25 protein-coding genes are annotated in these 24,329 nt (G+C 67.0%); 10 read left to right on the forward strand and 15 right to left on the reverse strand.

From position 1 onward, the window contains the following. Positions 1 to 115 precede the first annotated feature (115 nt). The 4 genes from BCO18175_RS12300 to BCO18175_RS12315 are packed head-to-tail and all read left to right on the forward strand — an operon-like array spanning position 116 to position 4,276. A complete protein-coding gene (locus BCO18175_RS12300; protein ID WP_174980974.1) occupies positions 116 to 1,768 on the forward strand; it encodes a (2,3-dihydroxybenzoyl)adenylate synthase in 1,653 nt (550 codons plus the stop codon). Beyond that, entirely contained in the window at positions 1,765 to 2,538 is a 774-nt protein-coding gene (locus tag BCO18175_RS12305; RefSeq protein WP_174980976.1) for a thioesterase II family protein, read from the forward strand. Before BCO18175_RS12300 ends, BCO18175_RS12305 begins: the two co-directional genes overlap by 4 nt. Beyond that, on the forward strand, positions 2,535 to 2,840 hold the full coding sequence (locus BCO18175_RS12310) for an isochorismate lyase (protein WP_174915943.1): 306 nt from the start codon (positions 2,535 to 2,537) through the stop codon (positions 2,838 to 2,840). Before BCO18175_RS12305 ends, BCO18175_RS12310 begins: the two co-directional genes overlap by 4 nt. Continuing rightward, entirely contained in the window at positions 2,837 to 4,276 is a 1,440-nt protein-coding gene (locus tag BCO18175_RS12315; RefSeq protein WP_174980978.1) for an isochorismate synthase, read from the forward strand. The genes BCO18175_RS12310 and BCO18175_RS12315 overlap by 4 nt, the downstream gene beginning before the upstream one ends. A gap of 25 nt (positions 4,277 to 4,301) precedes the next feature. On the opposite strand, the gene BCO18175_RS12320 is transcribed toward BCO18175_RS12315, so the two are convergent. Beyond that, complete coding sequence (locus BCO18175_RS12320) at positions 4,302 to 5,186, reverse strand: LysR family transcriptional regulator (protein ID WP_174980980.1); 885 nt, start codon at positions 5,184 to 5,186, stop codon at positions 4,302 to 4,304. A gap of 85 nt (positions 5,187 to 5,271) precedes the next feature. Between BCO18175_RS12320 and BCO18175_RS12325 the strand changes: the two genes are divergently transcribed. Continuing rightward, complete coding sequence (locus BCO18175_RS12325) at positions 5,272 to 6,573, forward strand: aspartate aminotransferase family protein (RefSeq protein ID WP_174980982.1); 1,302 nt, start codon at positions 5,272 to 5,274, stop codon at positions 6,571 to 6,573. A gap of 35 nt (positions 6,574 to 6,608) precedes the next feature. Here BCO18175_RS12325 and BCO18175_RS12330 read toward each other — a convergent pair whose 3' ends face one another. Then, positions 6,609 to 7,691, reverse strand: a complete 1,083-nt coding sequence (locus BCO18175_RS12330; protein ID WP_174980984.1) for a helix-turn-helix transcriptional regulator — start codon at positions 7,689 to 7,691, stop codon at positions 6,609 to 6,611. A 563-nt stretch (positions 7,692 to 8,254) separates the two neighbouring features. Here BCO18175_RS12330 and BCO18175_RS12335 point away from each other — a divergent pair. Continuing rightward, entirely contained in the window at positions 8,255 to 8,527 is a 273-nt protein-coding gene (locus BCO18175_RS12335) for a DUF4148 domain-containing protein (RefSeq protein WP_174980986.1), read from the forward strand. A gap of 294 nt (positions 8,528 to 8,821) precedes the next feature. On the opposite strand, the gene BCO18175_RS12340 is transcribed toward BCO18175_RS12335, so the two are convergent. Beyond that, complete coding sequence (locus BCO18175_RS12340) at positions 8,822 to 9,571, reverse strand: SDR family oxidoreductase (RefSeq protein WP_174980988.1); 750 nt, start codon at positions 9,569 to 9,571, stop codon at positions 8,822 to 8,824. A gap of 42 nt (positions 9,572 to 9,613) precedes the next feature. Here BCO18175_RS12340 and BCO18175_RS12345 point away from each other — a divergent pair, with 42 nt between their 5' ends. Continuing rightward, positions 9,614 to 10,591, forward strand: a complete 978-nt coding sequence (locus tag BCO18175_RS12345; RefSeq protein ID WP_174980990.1) for an AraC family transcriptional regulator — start codon at positions 9,614 to 9,616, stop codon at positions 10,589 to 10,591. A gap of 118 nt (positions 10,592 to 10,709) precedes the next feature. On the opposite strand, the gene BCO18175_RS12350 is transcribed toward BCO18175_RS12345, so the two are convergent. Genes BCO18175_RS12350 through BCO18175_RS12360 form a run of 3 tightly spaced genes read right to left on the reverse strand, consistent with a single transcriptional unit; the run spans position 10,710 to position 13,330 of the window. After that, complete coding sequence (locus BCO18175_RS12350) at positions 10,710 to 11,513, reverse strand: ABC transporter permease (protein WP_174970164.1); 804 nt, start codon at positions 11,511 to 11,513, stop codon at positions 10,710 to 10,712. 4 nt (positions 11,514 to 11,517) lie between these two features. Further along, a complete protein-coding gene (locus BCO18175_RS12355; RefSeq protein ID WP_174980992.1) occupies positions 11,518 to 12,345 on the reverse strand; it encodes an ABC transporter permease in 828 nt (275 codons plus the stop codon). A 4-nt stretch (positions 12,346 to 12,349) separates the two neighbouring features. Next, positions 12,350 to 13,330: an ABC transporter ATP-binding protein gene (locus tag BCO18175_RS12360; protein WP_174981433.1), complete on the reverse strand. Its 981-nt coding sequence runs from the start codon at positions 13,328 to 13,330 to the stop codon at positions 12,350 to 12,352. Between the two features lie 264 nt (positions 13,331 to 13,594). Between BCO18175_RS12360 and BCO18175_RS12365 the strand changes: the two genes are divergently transcribed. Further along, positions 13,595 to 14,380 (forward strand): helix-turn-helix domain-containing protein, encoded by a 786-nt coding sequence (locus BCO18175_RS12365; RefSeq protein ID WP_438820495.1) that lies wholly within the window; start codon positions 13,595 to 13,597, stop codon positions 14,378 to 14,380. Between the two features lie 44 nt (positions 14,381 to 14,424). Further along, complete coding sequence (locus BCO18175_RS12370; RefSeq protein ID WP_174980993.1) at positions 14,425 to 14,832, forward strand: DUF2000 family protein; 408 nt, start codon at positions 14,425 to 14,427, stop codon at positions 14,830 to 14,832. Positions 14,833 to 14,859: 27 nt separating this feature from the next. Here the strand turns inward: BCO18175_RS12370 and BCO18175_RS12375 are convergent, their stop codons facing one another. The 4 genes from BCO18175_RS12375 to BCO18175_RS12390 form a co-directional block, all read right to left on the reverse strand. Further along, positions 14,860 to 15,210: a VOC family protein gene (locus BCO18175_RS12375; protein ID WP_174981012.1), complete on the reverse strand. Its 351-nt coding sequence runs from the start codon at positions 15,208 to 15,210 to the stop codon at positions 14,860 to 14,862. Between the two features lie 66 nt (positions 15,211 to 15,276). Next, complete coding sequence (locus BCO18175_RS12380; protein ID WP_174981014.1) at positions 15,277 to 16,200, reverse strand: DMT family transporter; 924 nt, start codon at positions 16,198 to 16,200, stop codon at positions 15,277 to 15,279. 13 nt (positions 16,201 to 16,213) lie between these two features. Then, a complete protein-coding gene (locus tag BCO18175_RS12385) occupies positions 16,214 to 17,200 on the reverse strand; it encodes a 2OG-Fe(II) oxygenase (protein ID WP_174981016.1) in 987 nt (328 codons plus the stop codon). A 29-nt stretch (positions 17,201 to 17,229) separates the two neighbouring features. Further along, positions 17,230 to 18,210, reverse strand: a complete 981-nt coding sequence (locus BCO18175_RS12390; RefSeq protein WP_174970170.1) for a hypothetical protein — start codon at positions 18,208 to 18,210, stop codon at positions 17,230 to 17,232. A gap of 132 nt (positions 18,211 to 18,342) precedes the next feature. On the opposite strand from BCO18175_RS12390, the gene BCO18175_RS12395 reads away from it, so the two are divergent. Then, on the forward strand, positions 18,343 to 19,194 hold the full coding sequence (locus tag BCO18175_RS12395; protein ID WP_174915961.1) for a LysR substrate-binding domain-containing protein: 852 nt from the start codon (positions 18,343 to 18,345) through the stop codon (positions 19,192 to 19,194). Between the two features lie 86 nt (positions 19,195 to 19,280). Here the strand turns inward: BCO18175_RS12395 and BCO18175_RS12400 are convergent, their stop codons facing one another. The 5 genes from BCO18175_RS12400 to BCO18175_RS12420 form a co-directional block, all read right to left on the reverse strand. Continuing rightward, on the reverse strand, positions 19,281 to 19,982 hold the full coding sequence (locus BCO18175_RS12400) for an ABC transporter ATP-binding protein (protein WP_174981018.1): 702 nt from the start codon (positions 19,980 to 19,982) through the stop codon (positions 19,281 to 19,283). Continuing rightward, the gene (gene livG / locus BCO18175_RS12405) at positions 19,982 to 20,755 is read right to left on the reverse strand and encodes a high-affinity branched-chain amino acid ABC transporter ATP-binding protein LivG (protein WP_174915963.1); all 774 of its coding nucleotides are present in this window, start codon (positions 20,753 to 20,755) and stop codon (positions 19,982 to 19,984) included. Before livG ends, BCO18175_RS12400 begins: the two co-directional genes overlap by 1 nt. Continuing rightward, on the reverse strand, positions 20,752 to 22,023 hold the full coding sequence (locus tag BCO18175_RS12410; RefSeq protein WP_174915964.1) for a high-affinity branched-chain amino acid ABC transporter permease LivM: 1,272 nt from the start codon (positions 22,021 to 22,023) through the stop codon (positions 20,752 to 20,754). Before BCO18175_RS12410 ends, livG begins: the two co-directional genes overlap by 4 nt. An 11-nt stretch (positions 22,024 to 22,034) precedes the next feature. After that, the gene (livH, locus tag BCO18175_RS12415; protein ID WP_085038717.1) at positions 22,035 to 22,961 is read right to left on the reverse strand and encodes a high-affinity branched-chain amino acid ABC transporter permease LivH; all 927 of its coding nucleotides are present in this window, start codon (positions 22,959 to 22,961) and stop codon (positions 22,035 to 22,037) included. Between the two features lie 182 nt (positions 22,962 to 23,143). Beyond that, positions 23,144 to 24,262, reverse strand: a complete 1,119-nt coding sequence (locus BCO18175_RS12420; protein WP_174981020.1) for a branched-chain amino acid ABC transporter substrate-binding protein — start codon at positions 24,260 to 24,262, stop codon at positions 23,144 to 23,146. Between the last annotated feature and the right edge of the window lie 67 nt (positions 24,263 to 24,329).

Raw genomic sequence — 24,329 nt, forward strand, 5'->3', positions numbered from 1 at the left:
ATCGAATGAAATTGCCGCGATATCGAAAGAAACGGCGTTATCGCGGCACTTGTTACAAATGATAATACCTCTCATTTACATTTTCTGACAACTTGCCGGAACCCAAGGTCAGCGCATGCAATCCTCCCTCCCCTCCGTGGCGCCGGCTCTCCCGGCCGACGCGCCCGACTGGCCCGACGACTTCGCGCGCCGTTATCGCGACGCCGGCTATTGGCAAGACACGACTTTCTTCGATGCGCTCGACGCGCAAACGCAGCGCGATCCCGATGCGCTCGCCATCGTCGACGGCGCCTGCCGGCTCAGCTATCGCGACCTGCTGGCGCGCATCCGGCAGCTTGCGGGCGGCCTCGCGCGTCTCGGCCTGGTACGCGGCGACGCGGTCGTCGTCCATCTGCCGAACGGCGCGCGCTTCATCGAGACCTGCTTCGCGCTGTTCCAGCTCGGTGTGCGGCCGGTACTCGCCCTCCCCGCTCACCGGCACTACGAGATCGGCGCGTTCTGCCGCTTCGCCGGCGCGCGTGCGTATCTGTGCGCGGCGCAGCTCGGCGAGTTCGACTGCCGGCCGCTCGCGGCCGCGTTGCAGGCCGACTGCCCGACGCTCGAGCACGTCGTGATGGCCGGCGGCGATCACGCGTTCACGCCGTTCGACGCGCTGTACGACGCGCCGCCGCTGCGCGAGTGCGCGGCACGCGCCGACGACATCGCGTGCTTCCAGCTGTCGGGCGGCACGACCGGCACGCCGAAGCTGATCCCGCGCCGCCATCGCGAATACCTGTACAACGTGCGCGCGTGCAGCGCCGCGAGCGGCTTCGACGCCGGCACCGTGTATCTCGCCGCGCTGCCGATGGCGCACAACTTCACGCTGTGCTGCCCCGGCACGATCGGCGCGCTGCTCGCGGGCGGCCGCGTGGTCACGACCGGGCGGCCCGAGCCCGAACAGAGCTTCGCGCTGATCGCTCAGGAGCGCGTGACGCACACCGCGCTCGTGCCGCCGCTCGCGCTGCTGTGGCTCGACGAACAGCCGCAACGGCAGGCGGACCTGACGAGCCTGCGCGTGCTGCAGGTCGGCGGCGCACGATTGATGGACCACGCAGCCGCACGCGTGACGCCCGTGCTCGGCTGCCAGCTGCAGCAGGTATTCGGGATGGCCGAAGGGCTCATCTGCTGCACGCGGCTCGACGATTCGCCCGAACGGATCGCGCAGACGCAGGGCCGCCCCGTATCGGACGGCGACGAAGTGCGCATCGTCGACGATGCCGGCGAACCGGTCGCGCCGGGCGAAATCGGCGAACTGCAGGTGCGTGGCCCGTACACGATACGCGGCTACTACCGGCTCGCCGAGCACAACGCGGCCGCGTTCACCGCCGACGGCTTCTATCGCAGCGGCGACCGCGTGCGGCGCACCGCGGACGGCGACCTCGTCGTCGAAGGCCGTGACAAGGACCAGATCAATCGCGGCGGCGAGAAAGTCTCCGCCGAGGAAGTGGAGAACCTGTTGCTCGCGCATCCGCAGGTGCACGACGCGGCGGTGGTCGCGATGCCCGACCCGCTGCTCGGCGAGCGCACGTGCGCGTTCGTCGTTGCTCGCGCACCCGCACCGTCCAGGCTGGTGCTGAAACGCTACCTGCGCGACTGCGGGCTCGCGGCGTTCAAGATTCCCGATCGCATCGAGTTCATGCCGCGCTTCCCGGAAACCGGCATCGGCAAGACCAGCAAGAAAACGCTGCGCGACCTGCTGCGCCGCCAGTTGCAGGCGGCGGCCGCATGAGCGCACGGCCGACCGATTCGAACTGGATCCGCGAGTTGCGCCTGTCGCCGTGCCCGCGCGCGCAACTCGTCTGCTTCCCGCACGCGGGCGGCACCGCGAATTTCTTTCGCAACTGGAGCCGCGCGCTGCCGTGGGACGTCGACCTGCTCGCGCTGCAGTATCCGGGCCGCGAGGAACGCTTCGGCGAGCCGTGCGCAGCAACGATCGACGCACTCGCCGGCCCCGCCACCGACGCCCTGCAACGCTATGCGCATGCGCCGCTCGTGCTGTTCGGGCACAGCCTCGGCGCGGCGCTCGCGTACGAGGTGGCGGTGCGGCTCGAGGCGCGCGGCGCGGCGCCGCTTTACCTGGCCGTGTCCGCGTTGCCGCCGCCGCATCGTCAGCGCCTGTCGGATCTGCACCTGCAATCCGACGACGCGCTCGTGGGCGACGTCGCGCGGCTGTCCGGCGAGCACGCCGCGCTGCTCGCCGATCCGGAGATGCGCGCGATCTACCTGCCGATGATCCGCAGCGACTACCGCGCGATCGAGACGTACCGCCGCGACCGGCCGCCGCGGCTCGGCACGCCGCTCGGCGTGATGCTGCCTCTTGCCGATTCCGAGCTCGACAACGACGAAGCGCAGGCGTGGCAGGACGTCGCGTCGCGCCCGATCCGCATCGAGACGTTCAACGGCGACCACTTCTACCTGCGCCACCAATACCCGGCGGTGATCGCGCATCTGGTCGAACGGATCGACCAGTCCCTTCGTTACGGAAAGGAGTACACATGAAAACACCGGACGCCTGCACGGGGCTGCCCGACATTCGCGAAGCCATCGATCGCCTGGACGCCGACATCATCGACGCGCTCGGCCAGCGCATGCAATACGTGAAGGCTGCATCGCGCTTCAAGCCCGACGAAGCGAGCATCGCCGCGCCGGAACGAGTGGCCGCGATGCTGCCCGACCGGCGCCGCTGGGCCGAACAGGCCGGCCTCGACGGCGACTACGTCGAGACGCTGTTCTCGGGCCTGATCGCGTGGTACATCACGCAACAGACGCAGCACTGGCGCCGGCAACGGGGGCTCGCATGAACGCCGGCCTCCCGCTGCTGCACGACACGTTCGCCCGTGCGGCCCGCCGCGCCGCCGACGCCGGCACGCCGACGCTCGCGTCGGTGTCGGTGCCGCTGCGCCCGCTCGACTTCTTCGACCTGATCGCCGCGTGGGACGACGGCGCCACCCCGTGGTTCTTCCACGAAGCCGGCGATGCGTCCGTCACGCTGCTCGGCTGGGACTGCGCGCTCGAACTGACCGCCACCGGTGACACACGCTTCGCGCAGATCGATGCACGCTGGCGCGCACTCGTTCGCGATGCCGTGACGGCCGGCCCGCAACCGCCGCGCCTCGTCGGCGGCTTCCGGTTCGATTCACATGGCCCCCGCAGCGCACACTGGGCGCCGTTTCCCGACGCAAGCATGACGGTGGCGAGGCTGTTGATCGTGCGCGAAGGCGACGCGCACTGGGCCGTCTGCCAGCATGTCGTCGCCGCGCACGACGATCCGGCCGCGCTCGCACATGCGTGCCTCGCGCGCATCGAGTCGCTCGGCACGCTCGCCGCCGCCCGTGATGACGACGCCCCGCACCTGCTCCACACGCAGGCGCTGCAGGCGAGCGAATGGCAGCACGAAGTCCGGCGCGCGGTGGACGCGATCCACGGCGGCGCGTTCGGCAAGGTCGTGCTCGCGCGCGACGTGCTCGAACAGTATGCGCGGCCCGTCGCCGTCGCGCCGCTGCTGCGCCGGCTGCGCAAGCGCGACGCGCATGCGCACCTGTTCGCGGTCCGCCGCGAAGGCGCCTGCTTCGTCGGCGCCACGCCGGAACGGCTCGCGCGTGTCGCGGCCGGCGACGTGCGCACGCATGCGCTGGCCGGGACGATCCGGCGCGGCGCCACGCCCGACGACGATCGCGCACTCGGCGCGGCCCTGATGGATTCCGCGAAGGAGCGGCTCGAACATGCGCTCGTCGTCGACGCGATCCGCGCGGCGCTCACGCCGCTGTCGCGCACGCTCGATGTGCCCGAGCAACCGTCGCTGCACCGGCTGCCGAGACTGCAGCACCTGAGCACACCGATCCGCGCGACGCTGAAGGCGGACGCGACGCTGCTGCAGGTCGTCGCGGCGCTGCATCCCACACCGGCGGTGGCCGGCCATCCGCGCGCCGCGGCGCTCGACCACATCCGTGCGCATGAGGGCTTCGATCGCGGCTGGTACGCGGCACCCGTCGGCTGGATCGACGCGCACGGCAACGGCGACTTCATCGTCGCGCTGCGCTCCGCGCTGGTCGATGGCGGCGCCTGCCGCCTGTTCGCGGGATGCGGCATCGTCGCCGATTCCGAGCCGATCAACGAATATCAGGAAACCGAACTGAAGTTGTCGGGCATGCAGGCTGCAATACGCGTGCGCGATGCGGCGGCGGATGCGGATGCACGTGGCTCGGCAAACGTGTCGGCTTCGTCAACGGTCGAGTGATGTTTCGGCGCGGCGGCCGCGCGCATCACAACAGCGGCAGCGTGAGCCGGATATGGTCGGCGAACGCCGCCGTCAGATGCGACGGCCGCTTGCGATCGAATTTCAGCGTGATGCCCACGGCCGGCAACGGCGGCAAGCGCGGATCGCCGGTGACGATCGCCAGGTCGGCCGGTACCGCCGTCTGCGTCATCACCGCGAACGCCTGCCCCGAACGCACCAGCGCGATCAGCCCCGCGAGACTGCTGCTCGCATACGCGACGCGGTAATCGCGGCCCGCGCGGTCCAGCGCCTCGCAGGCCGCGATGTGATCGAGCGTGTCGCGATCGGACAGCGCAAGCGGCAACGGATCGAAATGCGCGGGTTCAAGCCCCGGATAGCCGATCCAGACCAGTTGCTCGCGGCGAATGACGTCGTCGTTCGCGACGTCGTCCGGCAATGAAATCATCGCCAGATCGACCGCGCGTTTCTCCAGCTGTTCGATGAGCCGCGGCGTCGGCCCGCAGACGACTTCGGCGATCGCCTGCGGATGCTGGCTCGAAAACTGCCGCAGCAGCGAAGGCAGCCAGACCTCGGCGTAATCGTCCGGACACCCGAAGCGGATCGTCCCCGACAGCCCCGTGCCGCACAGGTCGGCCATCGCCTCGTCGTGCAGCCGCAGGATGCGCTGCGCATGCACGAGCAGCCGCTCGCCCGGGTGGGTCAGCACCACGCCGCGGCCGGTGCGCTGGAACAGCGGCTGGTCGACCACCTCCTCGAGCCGCTTCATCTGCTGGCTGAGCGCGGACTGGGTCCGGCCGACACGCGCGGCCGCGCGGCTGAGCGCACGCACCTCGGCGATCACGACGAACGAGCGCAGCAGGTCGATTTCGAGCGAAAGCGCCAAGGTATTAGCTCCTTTTCTACCTTGCATAAGAACTATTCGTTTCCATCAAACCAGACACGCGCCTAGACTGCAAGCGCCCCCTGCCCCTTCGCCCCTTGTCTGGAGACGCCCGATGTCCCTGAACGACGACCCGACCTTCTGGCGCAACGCCAGGCAGCACCTGGTCCGCTACGGCGGCACGTTCGAGCCGATGATCATCGAGCGCGCGAAAGGCAGCTTCGTGTACGACGCGGACGGCCGCGCGATCCTCGATTTCACGTCCGGCCAGATGAGCGCGGTGCTCGGCCACAGCCATCCGGAGATCGTGTCCGTGATCGGCGAATACGCGGGCAAGCTCGACCACCTGTTCAGCGGGATGCTGTCGCGGCCGGTCGTCGACCTCGCGACGCGCCTCGCCGACGTCACGCCGCCCGGGCTCGATCGCGCGCTGTTGCTCAGCACCGGCGCGGAATCGAACGAAGCGGCGATCCGGATGGCGAAGCTCGTCACCGGCAAGTACGAGATCGTCGGCTTCGCGCAGTCGTGGCACGGGATGACGGGCGCGGCCGCGTCGGCCACGTACAGCGCCGGTCGCAAGGGCGTCGGCCCGGCGGCCGTCGGCTCGTTCGCGATTCCGGCGCCGTTCACGTACCGGCCGCGCTTCGAGCGCAACGGCGCCTACGACTTCCTCGCCGAACTCGACTACGCGTTCGACCTGATCGATCGCCAGTCGAGCGGCAACCTCGCGGCCTTCATCGCGGAGCCGATCCTCAGTTCGGGCGGGATCATCGAGCTGCCGGAAGGCTATATGGCGGCGCTCAAGCGCAAGTGCGAGGCGCGCGGGATGCTGCTGATCCTCGACGAGGCGCAGACCGGCGTCGGCCGCACCGGCACGATGTTCGCGTGCCAGCGCGACGGTGTGACGCCCGACATCCTGACGCTGTCGAAGACGCTCGGCGCCGGGCTGCCGCTCGCGGCGATCGTGACGTCCGCGGCAATCGAGGAACACGCGCACGAACTCGGCTACCTGTTCTACACGACGCACGTGTCGGATCCGCTGCCGGCGGCCGTCGGCCTGCGTGTGCTGGACGTCGTGCAGCGCGACGGGCTCGTCGCACGGGCGAACGTGATGGGCGACCGGCTCCGGCGCGGCCTGCTCGACCTGATGGAACGCTTCGACTGCATCGGCGACGTGCGCGGGCGCGGGCTGCTGCTCGGGGTCGAGATCGTCAAGGATCGCCGCACGAAGGAACCGGCGGACGGGCTCGGCGCGAAGATCACGCGCGAATGCATGAATCTCGGGCTCAGCATGAACATCGTGCAGTTGCCCGGCATGGGTGGCGTGTTCCGGATCGCACCGCCGCTGACCGTCAGCGAAGCGGAAATCGATCTCGGGTTGTCGTTGCTCGAGCAGGCGATCCGGCGCGCACTGTAACGGAACACCACGCGCAACGCCACGCGCCTCGAAACCTAGTCGAGCCTCCCGGCCCGAAACACGCTGCGCAATTCGTCATGGTTATGTACGTTGAGCCGGCGATAGATCTTGCGAACATGATCGACGACCGTGCTGTCGCGCAGCGCGAAGTCACGCGCAATCTCGCTGTGCGAGCGGCCCAGCACGAGCTGCACACAGAGTTCGCGCTGCCTCTCGGTCAGGCCGAACGCGAAGCCGAGCCGTTCGACCATCAGCCTGAGCGGCGGAAAGTGTTCGATATAGATCACGATCGCGGCATCGCGTTGCAACGCGACCGTGTCGGTACATCGATAGGCCTTGAAGCGGAAACGCCCCGCATGGTTGCGACGCTCGAGCGTCGCGGGTGGTGCCGGGTAGCCGAGCCAGATCCGGTTGAGGTTCGACCGTAGCGGCGCAAGCCAGTCCGGCAAGCGTTCGTGATGGTAGAACGCGAGCGGCTCGCCGGTCGCGAGCGACAGCATCCGCCTGCTGTCTGCGTTGTGCAGCAGGAGCCGGCCATCGTCGTCGACCACCATGACCGCGGACTGGCTGCATTCCGATTCATGCAGCGTGGGCTGCACGGGCTGCGACAGCGCATGGGCAAGATGCCGTGCCACGGGCTCGATGTCGCGATGGTTCTGTTCCGAGAACGGACGACAGCCTGGTGCGCGCGACAGCAGCAGGCTGCCCCAGCCGCGCGTGCCATCCGTCGCGGTCAGCTCGAGACAGTGGCGCATCGACACCGGCCGCCACAGGTCCGCATACATCTCGCTCGCCAGCAATTTGTCGTCGTAATGCGCGCTGTTGTCGAAACCGCGCCCGCGGCGCATCGCATCGGAAAACGTGATGCCCAGCACCTCCTGCCGGGACGTGTTGTGGATGTTCGCGAAATACGTCGGCAATAACGTATAGACCACTTCGTTTTCGCTGCACACGTCCGACACGGCGAAGTGCTCGTCGGCATAGAAGAACATGCCCCAATCGGCTCCGACGATGTGCCGGGTCGCCTCAATCACATGAGGAATGACGAGGTGCGGCTCGACGGCAAGCGAACAGAGCCGACGAATGTGACTCGCAAGCGCGACGTGTTTGTCAGACATGAATGCGCTCCTCGAACATGCACCGGATTCGCTCGCGGGCCGGGGCGAGACGCTCGACTTCACACGTTCCGCGATGTCCGTCCAGTTTAGGCAATCCACATGACAAAGACGGCAATTACCCCCTTTCAAGAGGGCGTTAAACCGGCATGCGGGTTCTATCATTTCGCCATTCCGGCTGCAATCGCGTGACGAACCCACTACTGCGTTCGGCCAACGGGATTTGTCCGGCGCGATGCAATGGCGGCGGAATGACCCGATTCACGATGCGCGAGTCAAACGCGCACGAGACGACTCGACACGCGCGACAGAACCATCGCGTGAATCCGCGCATGCCGATGCGTCAATCGCCGTAAAGCCTTGAGGAATGGCCGGGGGAGGATCGACGTAACGCGTGCGGGCGAGGACAGGCGCAGGCCTGTCGACCGCAGGTGCCGCCGCGTCGCGCGTCACGATGCAGGTGAGCGCGCCGTAAGCAGCCGCTCGCATGCGGAGTGTCGACCTACGCTGACGATGTGCACTCCGCGTCGTTGGTGTTGCATCGCTTTTTCATGTGAGGTGCCACGATGAAGAGCATGGTCAAGGCGGCGCTGGCCGTCATTTGTGTGTTGGGTGCGTCGGGTCTCGCCCGGGCGCAGGACGATGGTGCCGCGGCGGGGTCGAGCAAGCCGTCCGACTCGGCGATCAGCGCGACGTCGATGGGCAGCATGCCCAGCGCCGGTTCGCAGGCGGGTGGGCCGGCCGGGCTCACGCGCGCGCAGGTCAAGGAGGAATACTTGCGCGCGCAGAAGTCGGGGGAACTCCAGCGTCTCAACCAGCTGTATGAAGGCGGCCAGTAGCAGCAGATGTCCGGCTCGGCATGGTCGCTCGTGTATCGGGTGGGGGTAGCGATGGCGCGACCATGCATGGCCGACGGATAGACAGGCAGCGAGCAGAAGCGCGTCCGGCGTTCTCTCACGCCGAACGCGACATGCTGAAACGCACGGACCGCATCCGTCCGTGATACATGCACGTACGTGCATACCACCGCGCCGCCGGCCCATTTCAAGCCGGCGACATCCCGCATCACTCGCACAAACAAGCCTGCCTGATCCAGTCGCCGGCAAGCAGGTTCGCGCTCATGCCGGCGAGCCTCAGCCCGCTTCGGCCGCCCACGCGACGGCATCGGCGCCGGCCGGCATGCGCATCGGGCTCGACGGATCGGTCGCCGCGCGCCACACCGCTTCGGCGACATCCTGCGCATGGGTGATCGGCGCGGAGTCGTCGACCAGGCGCGCAAAGGTCGCCGCGACAAATTCCGCATACGCCTCGTGCTCGAAGCCGTGCATGTGCGCGCGCGCGTTGTCGGCGAAACGCGTGTCGGGCGCACGGCCCGGCAGCACGAGATGCGCGCGCACGCCGAACGGTGCGAGTTCGAGCGCCACCGATTCGGTGTACGCATTGACCGCCGCCTTGCTGGCGCGATAGGCGGCAAGCAGCGGCAGCACCTTCAGCGTGACGCTCGACGTGACGTTCACGACCACCCCGGCCCCGCGCCGGCGCAACTGCGGCAGCACGGCTTCCGTCACCGCGATCGTGCCGATCGTGTTGGTCTCGAACAGCGCGCGCACGGTGTCGAGCGGCATCAGTTCGGCCGGTGCGGCCGCGCCGAACCCCGCATTGTTGACGAGTACGTCGATCGGGCCGGCGGCATCGATCGCCGCGCGGATGCTGTCGGGGTTCGTGACATCGAGCGCCAGCACGCGCAGGTGCGCCGACGGCGGCAGCACGTCCTCGCGCGGCGTGCGCATCGTCGCGACGACCTGCCAGTCGCGGGCCAGGAAATGACGGGCGATTTCGAGGCCGAAGCCGGAAGAACAGCCGGTGATCAGTACGGTCTTCATGCGAACTCCTGTGAGTGTGTTGGGCATGTGTTCGTACGATAGATGGCTGGATTCGTATTCGCTACAATCGAAAATCCGCTTTTCTTTTGCGAGAGTCCGGCGATGATCGACCCGTTGACCGAAGTCGTGACCCTGCTGCAACCGGGCGCGCGGTATTCCAAATACATTCGCGGCGCAAGCCCGTGGTCGATCAGCCGCACGGTCGCGGGCGAGCCGTTCTATTGCGCGATCCTCGACGGCGGGTGCCGGATCGCGATCGACGGGCACGCGCCGATCGAGCTGCTGCCCGGCGATTTCATGCTGATTCCGGCGGCGTACGGCGTCGCGATGTCCAGCCTCGAACCGCCGCCGCCGGGCGTCGAAACCGCACCGCCGGTCGCGCTCGATCACGGCGAATACCGGATCGGCGATCCCGCCAACCCGGTCGACACGCGGATGATGGCCGGCAACTGCACCTTCGGTTCGTCGGATGCATCGCTGCTGGTGTCGCTCTTGCCCCGATTCGTGCACGTACGCGGCGAACCGCGGCTGACCACGCTCGTGCAACTGGTACGCGACGAATCGCGTGCGCAGCGCCCCGCGCGCGACATCGTGCTGGCACGCCTGCTGGAAGTGCTGCTGATCGAGGCGCTGCGCTTCACGTCCGGCACGAACGCGTCGCCCGGCCTCGTGCGCGGGCTCACCGACAGCCGGCTTGCCGCCGCGATCCGCCGAATGCACGAACGCCCCGCGCATCCGTGGACCATCATCGAGCTGGCGAAGGAAGCCGCGCTGTCGCGCTCGACCTTCTTCGAACGCTTCAGCCGCGCGGTCGGCGTCGCGCCGATGGAATACCTGTTGACGTGGCGCATGGCGCTCGCGAAGGATCTGCTCCGCCGCAACGAGGGCCGCATCGCCGAGATCGCGGGGCGCGTGGGCTACAGTTCGGCGAGCACCTTCAGCGTCGCGTTCACGCGGCACGTCGGCCGGCCGCCCGCGCAATACGCACGCGACGAACAGGCGGAGGCAAACGACGCATGATGCGCACCCGCAACCCCTGCCCTGCGACCTGCGTCCCCTGTTTCAGGATTCCCGGATCGCTCGACACGCGTCGGCGCCCAGGCCGGCTACGCGAGACGAACCGGCCGTGGTGCGCTGCTCAGGTGCCCGTCGACGTATATTTGCGCACCCCGAACCGCCACGCGACGAAGCACGCGCCCAGGAACACGAACGCGACCGCCGGCGCGAGCGGCAGGAACCAGCTCGGCGCACCGAGCGGGTCGGGCTTGCCGAGGATCGCCAGCACCGGGAAATACGCGATGCACGCGATCGGCACGACGAACGTCAGGAAATGGCGGAGCCAGCCCGCATAGAGGCTGATCGGAAACTGCGCGGCCTGCACGCCGCCGTACGTGACGACATTGACGACTTCCAGGCTTTCGACGGTCCAGAACGCGAGCGTCGCCTGCAGCACCATCAGCCCGAAGAACAGCGCGACGCCGCCGGCGATCGTCCACACGGCCAGCGCGATCGACGCGGCGTTCCAGCCGAAATCGAGCGCGCGCGTCGCGACGACCAGCACGACGATGCCCTGCAACAACCGCCCGATCACGCGCAGCCGGAAGTCATGACCGATCAGTTGCAGCGTGGCCGTGCGCGGGCGCAGCAGCAGGCGGTCGAAATCGCCCGTCCGGATGAAGTCGCTGCCGAACACGTCGAACCCGCGGCTGATGAAATCGGCGATCGCGAAGCTGACGCTGACCATCCCGAAGAACATGCAGATGTCGCCGAAGCGCCAGCCCTGCACGTCGCCGAAGCGGTCGAACAGCGCCCAGATACCGGCCAGTTCGATGATGGTCGTCAGGAACGTGCCCGCGCAGAGCATCAGGCTCGAGGCCGGATACTGGAGCTGCGCACGGATCGAGGTCGCGAAGTAGCGGGACAGCAGGCGGGCGGTATTCATCGGCTCAGCCTCCCTGCAGGTGAAGTCGCGACATCACGCGGTGCATTGCGATGCGCCCCAGCGCGACGAAGGCAGCAATCCAGAATGCCTGCAGCGCGAGCCCGGCCCATGCGGCGCCCCCGCTCAGCGTGCCGATATAGATCCGCGAAGGGATGTCGAGCATCCCGGCGAACGGCTGGGCGATCAGCAGCGGCTGCAGCCAGTCCGGAAACAGGCCGAGCGGAATCAGGTTGCCCGAGAACAGGATCACGAACGCAGGCGCGAGCGTGTTGATCCCGCGATCGGTCAGCGTCGCGGCGATACACAGGTTGAGCAGCATCACGAAGGCGGCGGCGAGCGCGATCATCAGCATCACGGACACGACGAACAGCACGGCCCGCGCGGCGTCCGCCGGCGGCTGCCAGGCCCATTCGCCGAAACCGGCGAGCGGCAGCACGATCGCCGCCGCGACGAACATCAGCACGACGCGCGGCAGCGCCCGCGCGCTCATCCATGCCATCGCCCGCACGTACCACCATGTGTACGTATCGACCGGGCGCAACCGGTCATAGCTGACCGCGCCGGTCCGCACCGCCGCCGCGACATCGGGGTCGCCGCCCCATGGCTGCAGCGCGAACAGCGCCTGCGCGATCCATGTGTAGGTCGTCACCTGCTCGAGCGTCATCGGTACGTGCGCGTGCGTCGCGTGACGATAGAACGCCGCGTAGATCATCACCTTGAGCGCGCCCCACCAGCATTGCGTCGTGAAGCCCGCGAGGGCGGCCGCGCGATACTGGAGCAGCGTCTTGAAGCGTGCCGAGAAGGCCGCGGCGTACGGGCGCAGGACGTCCATCGGCTTACGCTTCCGTCGCGCCGTGCAGGCGATAGAAGCGCGCGATGACCTCCTCGATCGCCGGCTGCTCGACGCGGATATCCTCGACCGCATGCTCGGCCGCGATGCGCGCGACGAGCGCGGGCGCGCCGATGATGCCCGGATCGAACGCGAGCTCGGCCGTGCGCCCCTCGCGTCGCAGCAACTGCGTACCGGCGATGTCGAGCGCCGGCGCTTCGTCCGCGAAATCGACCAGGATGCGGCGGTCGGACAGCACGCCGGCGCGCAGCGCGTCGAACGGCTGGTCGGCCAGCACGCGGCCATGCCCGATGACGATCACGCGCTCCGCGAGCGCCTCGATATCGTGCATGTCGTGCGTCGTCAGCAATACGGTCACGCCGCGCTCCCGGTTCAGCGTCTTGACGAATTCGCGCACCGCGAGCTTTGACGGTGCATCGAGGCCGATGGTCGGTTCGTCGAGAAACAGGATCGGTGGCTCATGCAGCAGCGCCGCGGCAATCTCGGCGCGCATCCGTTGCCCGAGCGACAACTGGCGCACCGGCTGGTGCAGCAAGCTCTCGAGGCGCAGCATCGCGACGAGCGCGTCGCGCGTGCGCCGGTAGGCGCCGTGATCGACGCGATAGATGTCGCGCAGCAGATCGAAACCGTCGATGACGGGCAGATCCCACCACAGCTGGCTGCGTTGCCCAAACACCGCGCCGATGCGCGCGACGTGCGCGATGCGATCGTCGAACGGCACGCGGCCGTCGATGATCACCTTGCCGGAAGTCGGCCGCAGGATGCCGGACAGGATCTTGATGGTGGTCGACTTGCCGGCCCCGTTCGGCCCGATGAAACCGAGCAGCTCGCCGCGCCGCAGGCTGAAGCTGACGTCCTTGAGCGCTTCGACTTCGCGCCAGCGGCGGCGCAACAGGCCGAGCATGCCGGGCTGCCGCTCCGCGATGCGGTAGGTCTTCACCAGGCCTTCGACGATGATCTGGGACATGCCATCCTCGCGGGTTCGTTGACCGCCCGCGGCCGTCGGGCAGACGGTGCCGGCGCGGAAAGCGCGCGATCTTATCACGGGGCGGGACGATGGATCGACAGGCTGCCGCCGCATGATCAACCGGCCCGCCCACTCGCAGCCCGCGATCTGCGTACACTGACGGCCAGGCAACGACGACCCGCGAGGCAAGCGATGACGACTGCGACGTAACCTGCCGGCGAACCCGACCACTGGCTCGTCGCGCATCGCGATGCTGAAACCGGCATCGAAAGCCTGCACGCGCATTTCAACGGCCATGCGTACGACGCGCACGATCACGACGACATGCTGGTCGGCTTCACCGAACAGGGCGTGCAGCAGTTCCAGTGCCATCGGTCGGTACATACGAGCGTGCCGGGCCGCGCGATCCTGATCGAGCCGGGCGCGCTGCACGACGGCCATGCGCCCGAAGCCGGCGGCTTCACCTACGGGATGCTGTACCTGCCGCAAGCGTGGGTCGAGCGCGCCGCGCGCCGGCTGGACCTGCCGGGCCTCGGCGGAGTCGAGGCATCGTTCGGCCATACGCTCGTCGACGATCGCGGCCTCGTCGACACGATCCGGCACGCGTTTCTCGCGATCCACGGCAACGAAGGCAAGCTCGCGCGCGACCAGACACTCGACCGCCTGCTGATGCGGCTCGGCGGCGAATTGCGCGGCCCGCTCGTGCTGGAAGGCGCGGTCGTGCCGCCCGCGATCGCACGCGTGCGCGATCTGCTGCATGAACACATGGACGGCAACATCGGGCTCGACGAGCTGGCCAGCGTCGCCGGGATCGACCGGTTCCGGCTGACGCGGCTATTCCAGCGTGCGTTCGGCACGTCGCCGCACGCGTACCTGGTGCGCTTGCGGCTGCGTGCCGCGCGCCGGCTGCTGGCGGCCGGCCGCACGCCCGCGCAGGCGGCAGCGGACGTCGGCTTCGCCGACCAGAGCCACCTGGGCCGCTGGTTCCGCCGCGCGTACCGGATCACGCCGGCCGCATACCGACAACTGTGCACAAACGTTCCAGACTGAACGCGCGCGGCATCCGATCATGAGCGTCTCTACGAGGAGCAATCATGTTCGATACCAAGGTAGCGCTGATCGTGCGCGACGATCTCGCGGCGTGGCAGAAACTCAATGTCGTCGCGTTTCTCGCGACGGGCGTCGCGGCCGAAGCGCCCGAAGCGCTCGGCGAGCCTTACGAGGATGCGACGGGACGCCGCTACGGCCGCATGCTGGGCCAGCCGATGCTGGTGTTCGCGGCCGACCTGAACGGCCTGCAGGCTGCGCACCGGCAGGCACTGTCGCGCGAACTCACGATCGTGCCCTACGTGCACGCGATGTTTTCGACCGGGCACGATGCCGCCAACCGCGAAGTGTTTCGGGCCGGCGATGCGGAGAATCTCGACTTCGTCGGGCTGGCGCTGCGCGGGCCGAAGAAGGCCGTGGAAAAAGCCGTGAAGGGGCTAACGTTGCATGCATGAACGCTGAAGCCGCCCCGGCCTTCCGGGTCAGCGATGCGTGAGCACGTTGACGAGCTTGCCGAACGGGTCGCGCACATAGAACCGCCGCACACCCCAAGGCTCGTCGGCCGGGCCGTATTCAACCGGAATCCCGGCCGCATTGACACGCGCGAGCGCTTCATCGACGTCATCGACCTCGATCGACAGATCGGGGGTCGGTGTACCCGACCCGCCCTGTGATGCGAAGCTGATCTGCACGTCCATCTGCTCGGCATTGCCGTAGGTCGCGATCCAGCCGTGATCCATCAGCAGGTCGAGGCCGAAGATCCGTTGGTAGAAGCGCTTTGCGTCGTCGACTGATCGGGTGTCGATATTGGCGACGATCCGTTTGACTTTCATCGGTTTCCTTCGCGGGTCGTGACAGTACCGCGACGCTACACCGGAACCGCGCGCACAACCAGTGCGTCAGCGGCCTGCCGTCTCCATGTTCGCCCGCCGCGCCCGTGCAGGCCGCTCGACGTGCTTGCCGGCCAGCCACACGCCCACCGCGACGACCACGATGCCGAGATAGGTCGTCACTTCGATCCGGTCGCCGAACATCCACGCGGCCCACATCAGCGTCACGGGCGGTTCGAGATAGACGAGCGTCGCCACGCGCGTCGCCGGCATGCGCTTGAGCAGCGCCCACAACGACAGGTAAGCGACGAAGGTCGAGAACACCGTCAGCCACACGACGGAGACCCACACGTTCGGCTGGGTCGGTACATGCAGGTTGCCCGTGACGATTCCGCACGCGGCGAACAGCACGAGGCTCACGCAGCCCTGCACGAACAGTGGCAGGAACAACCCGTCTTCGTTGCTGCGCGCGGCCGTCAGCGCGCGGCGCCGCTGATAGATCGTCGCGATCGACAGCCCCAGCGCGGACACCAGCGGTAACAGGTACATGACGAACCCGACCGATCCGGCCGGCAGCGCATACTGCCCGCCGATCACGATGCCCACGCCGACGAACCCGACGACGAGCCCGACCCACTGGCGCGCCCCGCTGCGTTCGCTGCCTTCCACCGCCGTCATCGCGGCCGTGATGAGCGGCTGCAACGCGGCGACGATCGCGGCGATGCCCGGCGGCAGGCCGTGCTGAATCGCGATATACACGCAGGTCAGATAGAGAAACTGCGACAGAAAGCCGATCACCGCGTGATAGCGGATTTTTTCGAGCGTCAGGCGCCCCAGTTGCCGATTGAGGACGATCGCCAGGCACAGCGTGACGAGCAGGAACCGCCAGAACAGCAAGTTGAACGCGCCGGCCGTCTCCGCGCCGAGCTTGGCGCCGATGAAGCCGGAACTCCACGACAACACGAAAACGAGCTGGAGCAGGAATAGCTGCATGTGGCGACGGCTCTCAGAAGGTTGCCGGGGACAGGCGCTGGTCGCCCAGATCCTCGGGGCGAATCGGTTCGAGCCCGAGGCGCCGGTACTGCAGTTCGGCGTCGTCCCTGAGCGCGCGCTGCAGCCCCAGCCAGTTGACGACCGTGCGCGGGATACCGTCGTCCGACGCGAGATGCCAGAACCCGTTGTCGTCTTCCCGCGTGTACGGGCAGTGAAACGACAGCACCAGCGACATGCGGCGCCCCGCCTCGACCGGCTCGACGCCATGGAACAGCTTGCTGCCGTAGATGAGCAGCGCGTCGCCCGCGTTGTCCAGGTTCGCGGTCTTCACATGCCGGCGTTCGCGATCGTGGCGGTCGAACGTCTCCGCAGTCGATTCGTAGAACAGAAAATTTCCGCCCTCGTAGTCGGATCGATTCGACAGCACGATGTTCAGCACGAAGCTGGTGCCGTCGGTGTGCCACATGCCCAGCTGTTCCTTGCCGTCGCGCTGGCCCGTCGGGTAGTAGTAGTTGAACTGCGACCGCGCATTGACCATCGGATACGGAATCAGCGGCGCGCCGGCGAGACGCGACACCCTCAGCAGGAACGCGCGGTCGTGCATCATGTCGTCGATGAACCGCGAGCGCTCCGTCACCGCACGCACGCGCTTCGAGATGATCCAGTTGCTGCTCGACGCGCTGCGCTCCAGCGCGCGGCCGATCTCGCGCAACGCGTGAACCGCTTCATCGGAAAACAATCCGCGAAGATGGCACACCGCGTTGAGCGCATCCGAGCGCGTGCCGCGCATCGGCACACCGCGATAGCCGAGATCGTCGAGGTTGCGCCGGTATCGCACTTCGTAGCCGTCGCGCAGGCAGGCGCTGGTCCAGCGCATCGGTTCCGTCGCGGCGTCCAGCGAGCCGTCGACATTCGCGCCGCCGGACAGCGACGTCTGCAGCGCAAGCCTCACCCGATCGAACCCTCGCGCAAACACCGGCAATGCATTTCCCTTGTTCATCGCGTGCCTCGTTGTCGTGGTTGCGGCATTCAGCCCTTGAACTGGGCGATCTGGTACACGACGCTGCCGTCGCCGCTGTGCAGCTCGTCGATCACGCGGCAATTGGCGTGGCTGTGGCGTACATGGCGGAATTGCTCCGGCGTGTATTTCAGGCAGACGTTGGTGATCAGATGCCCGTCGGCCCCGGCTTTCGAGACGGGTTGCAGCGTCACCGCCACGTGGAACTGGTCGCCGAGCAGATTGAGCCGGACGATCGACACATGGTGCTCGCCTAGCGGCTCGAAGCCCTGCTGCCGGCTGACGACTTCGGAAAACCGCACCATGTTCTCGTTCTGGTAGAAGTTGTAGATGGGCTCCTCTCTCCCCTCGACCAGCAACTGCATTTCCGACACGACGTAGGTCGACTTGCCGCCGAGATTGCGAATGAGCCGGCCGATCGTCACGGGCAGTTCGTTGCCCTCCTGGAAGCCGAGCATCGTGATGAACGTCACGTCCTGGCCCACGTCGATGTGGTTCCACTGCACGTTCCGGTAATCGTCGGCGATGTAGTTGAAACAGCCGGGCGTTTTCAGGAACGGCATGATCGCGTGCCGCATCGCGTCTTCCGACGACTCGTTGATGTCGACGGCCGTGTAGCGCAGATGATCCGGGCCGCCACCGCTGACGGCCTTCATGAGTTCGGTCGTCTTGACCGGCTCCGGCCCGAGCTCGATGTAATGCACATGGCGGCCGCGCGACAACGTCGCGAGCCGCTCGCTCAACTTGCCGATCGCTTCGCGCAACGAACCGTTGCCGTCGCGGTCCGCGCACAGCGCGGGACTCCGCACGCCCAGCTCGTTCAGGTTGCGCATCAGCGAAAACACCTCGCGCCCTGCTTCCTTTCTCCTCGCATCATCGTCGCTGCGCTTGAGCGTCGAATATTTTTCGTGATTCTCGACCGTCCATACCGATTCGGCCTTCAGCTTCCTGTCCCGCACCAATGCATCTACAACGAAATCATTGATCGACATGAATCATTCCCCGGATACGTGCAACGCCCGGCCGGCTGCCTGCCGTTGTCTGCCTGTTGACCGAGAATATGGGATGCCCAATAATTCCGTCAATCGACATTACCTGAATCACTGATTCGGAAAAACAAAATCATGCCGCGTACCCTGGACGTCGACCTGCTGCGTACCTTCCACGCCGTCGCGAAACTCGGCCGCTTCAAGGATGCGGCCGCCCACGTGAATCGCAGCCCGTCGTCGGTCACGGCGCAGATTCAGAAGCTCGAGGAAATGGTCGCGCAGCGCCTGTTTACGCGAAACAACCAGGCTGTCGAACTCACGCAGTACGGCCACAAGCTGCTGAGCGACACCACCGAGTTTCTGCTGAGCCACGACCGGCTCGTCGAATCGCTGTCACCACAGATGCTGACCGGCAAGTTGCGGCTCGGCATCCCCGATTCGTACGCCGCGCACTTCATGGCGGAATTCCTGCCGCGCTTCGCCGCCGACCGGCCGCTGCTCGAGCTGACGGTCGAAGCGCGCTCCAGCGAAGAGCTGCAGTCGCTGTTCTCCCGCGGCCAGCTGGACATCACGATCGCCGTGGTGCAGAAAGTGCCGCCGCACGGCGAGCTGCTCAGCAAGACGCATCCGGTGTGGGTCGCCGCGCGCACCTTCAAGTTCAATCCCGATGCGCCGCTGCCGATCGCCGTGCAACTGCAGGGCTGCCCTTACCGCGACACCGCACTGAACGCGCTGAAGAAGGCGAAGATCGCGCACCGGATGCTGCTCGAGAGCGCCAGTTCGCCGGCGGTCGAAGCGTGTATCGCCAACGGCCTCGCGGTCGGCCTGATCGAACACGATCGCGTGTCCGGCAACCTGACGAGCCACGTCGCCGGGATCGTGCTGCCCGACCTCCCGCCGCACCTGATCACCATCCTGACGGACGACAGCAATCGCGCCGCGCTGCATCTGCGCGACGTACTGAAAAGCACGTTCAGGATCGGATAGAGAAGACAAGGCCGGGAACCGGCCTTGCATGAGAAGGCAAGAAAGGAAGCGCCGCCGGCCCGTTGCAGGCCGGCGGCTTTCCGGCGTCAACCGCCGAGGTACGCCTGCTTGATCCGGTCGTTCGCGAGCAGGTTCGCGCCCGTGTCCGCCAGCACCACGCGCCCCGTTTCGAGCACGTAGCCGCGATCGGCCACGCCCAGCGCCTTGTTCGCGTTCTGCTCGACGAGGAACACCGTGACGCCTTCCTCGCGGATCGTGCGGATGATGTCGAAGATCTGCGCGATCACGAGCGGCGCGAGGCCGAGCGTCGGTTCGTCGAGCAGCAGCAGGCGCGGCTTGCTCATCAGCGCGCGGCCGATCGCCAGCATCTGCTGTTCGCCGCCCGACATCGTGCCGGCCCGCTGCGTCGCCCGTTCCTTCAGGCGCGGAAACAGCTTGAACACGTGCTCGATGCCGTCGTCGATCTCGTGACGGCTCGCGAAGAAGCCGCCCATCTTCAGGTTCTCGAGCACCGTCAGGCTCGGGAACACGCGTCGCCCTTCCGGCGAGATCGCCATCCCCTGCCGCATGATCTGGTGCGTCGACATCCCGGTGATGTCCTTGCCCTCGAACAGCACGCGGCCCGACGAGGCGCGCGGCGTGCCGCACACGGTCATCATCAGCGTCGTCTTGCCGGCGCCGTTGCTGCCGATCAGCGTGACGATCTCGCCCTTGTTCACCTCGATCGACACGCCCGCGAGCGCCTCGACCGCGCCGTAGTGCGTATGGACCTGTTCCAGCTTCAGCATCACTCTTCCCCCAGATACGCCTTGATCACGCGCGGGTCGTTACGGACCGCTTCCGGCGTGCCGATCACGATCGGCCGGCCGTGCTCCATCACGAGGATGCGGTCGGACACGCCCATCACGAGGCTCATGTCGTGTTCGATCAGCAGCACCGATACGCCGAACTCGCGGCGCAGCTTGTCGATCAGGTGCTGCAGCTCGATCTTCTCCTGCGGGTTGAGGCCGGCCGCCGGCTCGTCGAGCATCAAGAGGCGCGGCTCGGTGATCATGCAGCGCGCGATCTCCAGGCGCCGCTGGTGCCCGTACGACAGCGTGCCTGCCGGCCGGTTGGCGACCGACGTCAGCCCCATCCGGTCGAGCCACACCGCCGCGCGCTCGAGCGCTTCCTTCTCGGCGCGGCGATACGCAGGCGTCGAGAACAGACCCGGCAGCAGCCCCGCCTTCACCTTGCGGTGCTGCGCGACGAGCAGGTTCTCGACGACGGTCAGCGACTTGAACAGGCGGATGTTCTGGAACGTCCGCACGAGGCCCTTCAACGCGATCTTGTGGCTCGGCAGCCCGCCAATCGCGTGGCCGTCGAGCACGACGTCGCCGCCGGTCGGCTTGTAGAAGCCGCCGACGCAGTTGAACACCGTGGTCTTGCCCGCGCCGTTCGGCCCGATGATCGCGAACACCTCATCGCGGCGCACGTCGAAATCGATGCCGTCCACCGCGAGCAACCCGCCGAAGCGCATCTGCAGCCCGGCGACCTTCAACAGTTCTGCATTCGCGCTCATTGCGGCAGCTCCACATGGGGACGGCTCGCGGGCAGCAGGCCCTGCGGACGCCACATCATCATCAACACCATCACGAGACCGAAGATCAGCATCCGGTACTCGGCGAAGCCGCGCGCAACTTCCGGCAGCACGGTCAGCAGGATCGCCGCGAGAATCACGCCGAGCTGCGAGCCCATCCCGCCGAGCACGACGATCGCGAGGATCAGCGCCGATTCGATGAAGGTGAACGATTCAGGATTCACGAGGCCCTGGCGCGCCGCGAAGAACGCGCCGCCGATGCCCGCGAACGCCGCGCCGAGCGTGAACGCCGACAGCTTGATGCGCGTCGGGTTCAGCCCCAGCGAACGGCACGCGATCTCGTCGTCGCGCAGCGCTTCCCACGCACGGCCCATCGGCATGCGGATCAGGCGGCTCGTGACGAACAGCGTGAAGCCGACCAGCACGAGCGCGAGCAGGTACAGGAAGATCACCACGTGGTCGCCGCTGTATTCCAGCCCGATCAGTTCATGGAACGTCTTCGCGCCTTCGACGCTTGCGCTGCGCACCATCTCGTAGCCGAACACGGTCGGCTTCGGGATGCCCGAGATGCCGTCCGGTCCGCCCGTGAGGCTCGTCAGGTTGTTGGCGAGCAGGCGGATGATTTCGCCGAAGCCGAGCGTGACGATCGCGAGATAGTCACCGCGCAGCCGCAGCACCGGGAAGCCGAGCAGGAAGCCGAACGTCGCGGCCGCGATCGCGGCAAGCGGCAGGCACTCCCAGAACGACAGCCCGAAGTACTGGTTCAGCATCGCGTACGTATAGCCGCCGACCGCGTAGAACCCGACATAGCCGAGATCCAGCAGCCCCGCGAAACCGACCACGATGTTCAGCCCGAGGCCGAGGATCACGTAGATCAGCGCGAGCGTCGCGACGTCCACCGCGCCGCGCGAGCCGAAGAACGGCCACACGAGCCCGACCGCGAGCAGCACCCAGACGATCACGCGCTGCTGCTGCGCGCCCATCGCGGGCATCGCCGGCAGCTTCACCGCCGATTTCGCGCGCACGAGCCACGGCTTGAACAGCTGGAACAGGAACACGGCCGCGACCGCGATCCACACCGGCCGCCAGTGCGGCGTGAGCACCACCTGGTAACCCTCGAGCTTCAGCTGCAGCCCGAGCACCGGAATCGTGAGGATCGCCGTCAGGAACGCGGCGGCCACGGCATTTTTCAGCGACTGGCCGACCGACGCGTCGGCGGCCGGGCGGCGAACGGAAATGACTTGACTCATCTGCGTCTCCCTCAAACCTTTTCGATGTCCGACTTGCCGAGCAGGCCGGTCGGGCGGAAGAGCAGGATCAGCACGAGCAGGCCGAACGCGACGACGTCCTTGTACTCGGCCGGCATGTAGCCCGCTGCGAAGGTTTCCGCGAGGCCGAGCAGCACGCCGCCGAGCATCGCGCCCGGGATGCTGCCGATCCCGCCGAGCACCGCGGCGGTAAACGCCTTGATGCCCGCGACGAAGCCGATATACGGGTTCAGCTTGCCGATCGTCAGCCCGATCAGCACGCCGCCGACGGCCGCCAGCATCGCGCCGAGCACGAACGTGAACGAGATCACGCGGTTCGTGTCGATGCCGAGCAGGTTCGCCATCTTCATGTCCTCGGCGCACGCGCGGCACGCACGGCCCATCCGCGAATGCGAGATGAACAGCGTGAGCGCGATCATCAGCACGACCGTCACGCAGACGATCATCAGGCGCGAATACGGAATGGTTACGTCGAAATCGCCGCCGAGATGGATGTCGAACGCGCCGGAGATCAGCACCGGCACGGACACGTCGCGCGCGCCCTGGCCGATCTGCACGTAGTTCTGCAGGAAGATCGACATGCCGATCGCGGAGATCAGCGGCACGAGGCGCGGGCCGCCGCGCAGCGGCCGGTACGCGACGCGCTCGACCGCGAAGCCGTACAGCCCGGTGACGATCACCGACACGATCAGTGCGGCGCCAAGCACGAGCGGCAGCGGATAGCCGGCGGAGATGCCGATTGCGGTAAGGGTAACGAGGCCCACGTACGCGCCGATCATGTAGATCTCGCCGTGGGCGAAGTTGATCATGCCGATGATGCCGTAGACCATCGAATAGCCGATGGCGATCAACGCATAGATCGCACCCAGCGTCAGGCCGTTGACCAGCTGCTGGGCGAATTGAGGAAAGAAGTCAGTCATGTGCGGGAAGCTCCCGTTGGCGCCATGTCGCCTGCCGTCGCCGGATCACGGCGTGGCCGCGCGCAACGCACGGTGTCGTCTCGGGCCGCCCTGTGGCCGCGCAATGGGCAGATGCGCGGACAATACGCAGCCGCCCCGTCCGGGTCTCGGACAGGGCGGGATGCGCGGGCGGGTACTCCGTATTACTTGGCGGCGGTCTTCGTCGCGTCCTTGTGCCACGTGTACACGACGAACTTGAACGCCTTCAGGTCGCCCTGGGCGTCATACGCGACCTTGCCGATCGGCGTGTCGAACGTCGTCTTGTGCATGTACGCGGCGACCTTGGTCGGATCGGTCGACTTCGCACCTGCGATCGCGTCGGCGATGATCTTCACCGCTGCGTACGCGGGCATCTGGAACGGGCCGTTCGGATCGCGCTTCTTGTCCGCGAAGGCCTTCACGAGGCCCGCGTTGGCCGGATCGGCCGAGAAGTCGGCCGGCAGCGTGACGAGCATGCCTTCCGAAGCCGGGCCGGCAATCGCCGTCACGTCCTTGTTGCCCACGCCTTCAGGCCCCATGAACGTTGCCTTCACGCCCTGCTCGCGCGCCTGGCGCAGCAGCAGGCCCATTTCCGGGTGGTAGCCACCGAAGTAGACGAAGTCGACACCTTGCGACTTCAGCTTCGTGATGATCGCCGAGTAGTCCGAATCGCCGGCATTGATGCCTTCGAACAGCACGACCGGAATCTTCGCGGCTTCGAGGTCCTTCTTCACCGACGACGCGATGCCCTGGCCGTACGACTGCTTGTCGTGCAGCACGGCGACCTTCTTCGGCTTCACGTTGTTGATGATGAAGTGCGCGGCGGCCGGGCCTTGCTGGTCGTCACGGCCGATCGTGCGGAAGATGAAGTGGCGCTTCTTGCCTTCCGTCAGCTGCGGCGCGGTGGCCGACGGCGTGACCATCACGATGCCTTCGTTCTCGTAGATGTCGGAGGCGGGGATCGTCGAACCCGAGCACACGTGGCCGATCACGTACTTGATCTTCTGGCTGACGATCTTGTTGGCGACGGCGACGGCCTGCTTCGGTTCGCATGCGTCGTCCATCATCACGACTTCAAACTTGTTGCCGCCCGCACCGCCTGCAGCGTTGACCTGCTCGATCGCGGTCAGCGCGCCGGCCTTCACCATGTCGCCGTATTGGGCGACCGAACCGCTCATCGGACCAGCGATGGCGATCTTCACGGTTTCCGCTTGCGCGGCGGCGGCGCCGGCGGCGAACAGCACGGCGGCGACGGAAATGGACGTAAGACGGGACAGCGTCATCAGGAGCTCCTCGATGTTGTTAGTCATACGGGCAAAGGCGGCATGACTTGCGCAATCGAACAGCACC

The sequence above is a fragment of the Burkholderia lata genome, from assembly GCF_902499335.1.
Lineage (GTDB): Bacteria > Pseudomonadota > Gammaproteobacteria > Burkholderiales > Burkholderiaceae > Burkholderia > Burkholderia lata_B.